The sequence below is a fragment of the Microbacterium sp. BF1 genome, from assembly GCF_019279095.1.
In the GTDB taxonomy this organism is placed as follows: Bacteria; Actinomycetota; Actinomycetes; order Actinomycetales; family Microbacteriaceae; genus Microbacterium; species Microbacterium maritypicum.
This window is the reverse complement of sequence record NZ_JAGYWT010000219.1, coordinates 1-4,015: the sequence shown is the minus strand read 5'-3', so window position 1 is coordinate 4,015 and position 4,015 is coordinate 1. Positions and strand designations below refer to the sequence as shown.

5 protein-coding genes are annotated in these 4,015 nt (G+C 68.7%); 3 read left to right on the top strand and 2 right to left on the bottom strand.

Annotation, left to right across the window (positions count from 1 at the left end):
• Nucleotides 1–73 precede the first annotated feature (73 nt).
• A complete protein-coding gene (locus tag KZA10_RS09115; protein WP_218682709.1) occupies nt 74–1,639 on the bottom strand; it encodes a hypothetical protein in 1,566 nt (521 codons plus the stop codon).
• 20 nt (nt 1,640–1,659) lie between these two features.
• On the bottom strand, nt 1,660–2,394 hold the full coding sequence (locus KZA10_RS09110) for an AAA family ATPase (RefSeq protein ID WP_218682708.1): 735 nt from the start codon (nt 2,392–2,394) through the stop codon (nt 1,660–1,662).
• A 187-nt stretch (nt 2,395–2,581) separates the two neighbouring features.
• Between KZA10_RS09110 and KZA10_RS09105 the strand changes: the two genes are divergently transcribed.
• From KZA10_RS09105 to KZA10_RS09095, 3 genes are all read left to right on the top strand, one after another.
• The gene (locus KZA10_RS09105) at nt 2,582–3,052 is read left to right on the top strand and encodes a MarR family winged helix-turn-helix transcriptional regulator (RefSeq protein ID WP_218682707.1); all 471 of its coding nucleotides are present in this window, start codon (nt 2,582–2,584) and stop codon (nt 3,050–3,052) included.
• A gap of 26 nt (nt 3,053–3,078) precedes the next feature.
• Nucleotides 3,079–3,501, top strand: a complete 423-nt coding sequence (locus KZA10_RS09100) for an organic hydroperoxide resistance protein (protein ID WP_017831045.1) — start codon at nt 3,079–3,081, stop codon at nt 3,499–3,501.
• Between the two features lie 26 nt (nt 3,502–3,527).
• Nucleotides 3,528–4,015 (top strand): alcohol dehydrogenase catalytic domain-containing protein (locus KZA10_RS09095; RefSeq protein WP_218682706.1); only part of this gene is annotated, 488 nt, incomplete at its 3' end.

Here is a 4,015-nt window from a genome sequence, read left to right as displayed (position 1 = left end):
CTTGACGCTGAGCTCGGCGAACAGCTCGTCGAAAGTCTTCACGCTTCCAGGCTAGCGGCTCTGGCGAGGTCTCTCAGCCGGGTGACGGCCGCCTCGACATCATCGGCGCCGTACACGGCCGAACCCGAGCCGAGCCCTTCGCCAGACACCTGCCGATGAAGTCCTCGAACTGCGTGCCGAAGTGCACATGCTCGCCGAGCAGTTTGCGCACGGCCGTCTCGCGGGGCCCGAAGAGAAGGCGGATGTTCTCCCCCGAGGCGACGGCTACACCCGCCTCGCACAGCTCATGCGCCTGGTCGTGGTGTCCGGCCTGACGTCGAAGCAGGGCTGCCGTTAGCAGAGTCGCCGATTTCACGTAGGACACCTCTGCGAAGACGTGCGGAGCCCGCAGCATCTCCAGGGCGGTGGCGTAGTCGCCGGCGCGGCGCAGCACGCCGGCGAGGGCGACGTTGACGACGGGAAGGTCCGGGCACTGGATGTACTTGCGCGCGATCCGCATCGCTCGATCCGTTCGGCCGACGGCTTCTTCGAGCAGGGCGACCGACGATTCGCGGAACGCCGGCCCGGAGACGCCGTGCACGACCTCCAGGGGGATCTCCTGGATGCCGATCGCCGCACGACGGCAGGCGGAGACATCACCCGATTCCGCCGCCGCGTAGGCGATCATCATGCGCGCCACATTCGTGAACGAACGATCGGAGCCCCCGTTGGCGATCACGGTTCCGAACTCGCGGACCGCTTCGTCGAGCTCACCCGACCAGTACGAGACGTATCCCGCGGCCGCGGCAGCACTGCCCCCGGCGTAGGTGCTCCAGGGAAGACCGACATCCTCCGCCCCACGAACGGCGATGAGCGACGGTCGGGCCTCGATGAGATGACCGGCCCAGGTCTGCCCGAAGGCGAGATGCCCCAGCGCGCGCTTCGCCAGTTCTCGATCTCCCAGGCTCTGCGCCTCCCTGGCCGCGGCGGAGAAGTACTCGAGCGGGACCATCGGGTTGCCGCGATGCCGGATCTCGGTCCACCCGAGGAGATAGTTCAGCGCCGCGCGGTCGCCGAGATCCGTCGAGTCCGCGTCGAGGAGCATCTGCTGCACCTTCGCGCTCGCCTCCGCGACCTCTGCACGCTCGTCGGCGATGAAGAGCCGGGCGATCTGCAGCACCGCGGGCTCATCGTCGTCGCCCGATCGACCGATCATCGCCTCCGCGCGCCGGAACAGCGCACGGGCCACCCGATGATCGCCGAGCACGTCGCTCGCACACGCGCGCACCAGCAGCACCTGCGCGTCATCGGGCGTGCGTCGCAGCATCAGCATCGCTGTGCATTCGACCTCGTCGGCTCTCGCCCCCACCACCAGACCGAGCCAATGGTGAAGGAGGGTCTCGCGTGCGGTGAGGAACTCGGACGCATGGAGGGAGTGCGTGATCGATGCCGTCGGATCCGTCGCCTGCAGCGCGGCAGCGGCGCGGCGGTGGCATCCAGCGGCGCGTTCGGCATCGATGTCCAGGATCTCGGCGCATCGCCTGGCGAAGGAGGCATGCCAGCGGTACACGACCCCGTGAGGGCCCTCGAAGCGGTCGAGGAACAATCCGAGGCGCACGCAGGTCTCGAGCAGGGCCGCCGCGTCGGGGCGACCGGTCACCGCGGCCGCGAGCGCAGGTGTCAGCTCGCTGCAGACGCTCCCCTGAGAACGAAGTCGGCGACCTCAGGAGGGAGCGTCGCGAGCACGTGCTCCCGCACGTAGTTGCCCAGGAAGCCGGCGGCGCTCTGTGCGCGCTGGTCGGGCCTCGCTCCGCCGATCATCATCAGTCTGACCGCGATCGGCCACCCCTGGGTCTCCTCGAAGATGGTCTGCGCCGAGAGGCCGTCCGTCTCCCCGTCGAGCAGCAGCCGCACTTCCTCTTCCGTGAAGCTGAGCGTGTCCGCGCCGACGAAGGAATCCGGATGCGTCACGCGGTGCCGGGAGAGGGTCACCTCGAGCAATGTCGTCCCCACCAGCACGATCCGCAGGCTGTCCGGCGCCTGCTCGGCCAGCATCCCCAGAAGTCCCGCACGCCAGTCCTCCCCTGCGCGCTGAGCATCGTCGACGATCAGGTGCACGCGCTCGTCCGCATCCTCCAGAACTCTGCAGGTCTCCTGGTATGCCCGGTGCGGGTCGTCCAGATCCCGGTCAAGGTCCAGGAGACGCCCCGAGCGCTCCGCGCCCCGGCTCAGCGCGTTCACCACGCCCTGGGTCAGCCGCGACGGGTCGGAGTCGAAAGCGTTGAGCCCGAGCCACGCCACGGGTTCGAGCCCTGACGCCCACTCGGCCACCGAGGTCGTCTTCCCGAATCCGCTGGGGGCACTGACCACGGTCAGCGGGTCTCTGGCGACGGCCTCCGAGATCACCGCGCTCACCCGATCGCGTCGAAGGACACCTGGTTGGGGTGCCGGCGGCCGGAATCGCACCGTGGGTCCCGGCCTCGTCGAGCGTACGGGGTGCGACATGGCACCAAAGCTAGTGCTGTGCCGGATGCACCTTCAAGGGCATCCTCGCGCGTTCAATCTAGTTGTGCACAATTGAATCGCATGCAAAGCTTTACTCATGCCCGTGACCGATGAGATGGTGTGCTTCTCCCTCTACTCCGCTGCGCGCGCCACCACGCAGGCGTACCGGGCTCTGCTCGCCCCCTGGGGGCTGACGTATCCGCAGTATCTGGTCCTCGCCATCCTGTGGCACGAGGGCGATCAGACGATCGGTTCGCTCGGAGACGCCATGCAACTTGACTCCGGGACCCTCTCGCCCCTGGTACGCCGCCTCGAGCAGGCGGGCCTGGTTGCGAAGACGCGCAGCCCCCAGGACGAGCGCGTCGTCACGGTGCAGCTCACCTCCGCAGGCCAGGCGCTCCGCGGGGACCTCGCGAAGATCCCTGCCCAGATCGCGCAGCTCTCCGGCATCCGCGACGACGCGCACGGCCGCCGGCTCATCGAAGAACTCCACGAACTCACCGCTCTGCTGCAGAGCGGTGTCTCGACACCGGCCACCGGCGCCACCGCGCTGCGCGCCGGCGAATGACCACCCTCCCGGAAGGAAACCCCTCAATGGAAGCCCTCTACACCGCAGAAGCCCTCGCCACCGGCGCCGGCCGCAACGGACACGTCGCCACGAACGACGGTCGCGTCGAGTTCGATCTCGCCATCCCCAAGGAGATGGGCGGCAGCGGCGACGGGGCCAACCCCGAGCAGCTCTTCGCGGCCGGATATGCCGCATGCTTCCACTCCGCTCTGCAGTCCGTCGCGCGGGCGCAGAAGATCAAGATCGACCACAGCTCGGTCGGCGCGCGCGTGCAGATCGGGTCGAACGGCGCCGGCGGCTTCGGCCTCGCGGTCGAACTCGAGGTGGTCATCCCCGAGCTCGCGCACGATCAGGCCCAGGCACTCGCCGACGCCGCACACCAGGTCTGCCCGTACTCGAACGCGACGCGCGGCAACATCGACGTCACGATCACCGTGTCGGACGACTGATCAGCGGCAGGAAAGGAAACCACATCATGCGTGCACTCATCCATTCCCGATTCGGCGAAGCCGAAGACGTCCTCGCGGTCGAGGAGCGTCCCGTTCCGGAGCCCGCAGCAGGGCAGGTCCGCCTGCGCATCGTCCTCTCCCCCATCCACAACCACGACCTGTGGACCGTGCGCGGCACCTATGGGTTCAAGCCCGAGCTGCCTGCGGCCTCCGGCACCGAGGCCCTGGGCATCGTCGACGCCCTCGGTGAGGGCGTCGAGCACCTCGCGGTCGGACAGCGCGTCGCGACCGGTGGCACCTTCGGCGCCTGGGCCGAGTACATCGTGGCGAACGCCGCCGGACTCATCCCCGTGCCCGATTCCCTCTCCGACGAGAGCGCGGCCCAGCTCGTCTCGATGCCGTTCAGCACGATCAGCCTGCTGCAGTTCCTCGACGTCAACGAGGGCGACTGGATCGTGCAGAACGCGGCGAACGGCGCTGTCGGACGCATGCTCGCGCAGCTCGGCGCCGCGCG